Source organism: Mesorhizobium sp. M3A.F.Ca.ET.175.01.1.1 (genome assembly GCF_004791945.1).
Taxonomy (GTDB): domain Bacteria; phylum Pseudomonadota; class Alphaproteobacteria; order Rhizobiales; family Rhizobiaceae; genus Mesorhizobium.
In genome coordinates this window covers 1-289 of sequence record NZ_SRTP01000382.1, presented here as the reverse complement: position 1 = coordinate 289, position 289 = coordinate 1, and the positions used below count along the sequence as shown (strand labels likewise).

The 289-nt window shown below is 64.7% G+C and carries 1 pseudogene; it reads right to left on the bottom strand.

Annotated features, from left to right (window positions below):
- Positions 1-289 (bottom strand): annotated as a pseudogene (locus EN818_RS32080) (transcriptional regulator); the annotation flags it as partial.

The following is a 289-nucleotide window of genomic DNA, read 5'->3' as shown; positions in this document are numbered from 1 at the left end:
TGTGCTCTTCCGATCTGCCCGCGCCGCGCGAGGTTTTCCAGCAGCGCCACATGTGCACGGCCGTCGAAGGGCGCAAGCTCCAGCCATTTGTCGATATAGGTGCCGCCCTCATCGGCTCCCTGCGGAACGAGGCCGATGATGTGCTCCAGAACCGCGACATGGCATGCGCTGAAACGCCGGCGCTGCGCCGTCAGCCAGCTGCCGAAATGCGGGCTTCGATCAAGCTCCAGCCCGTCGAGAAAATCTCCGGCGAACAGTTGCGCAAGCGCTTGCAGACGGCCGAGGCCGA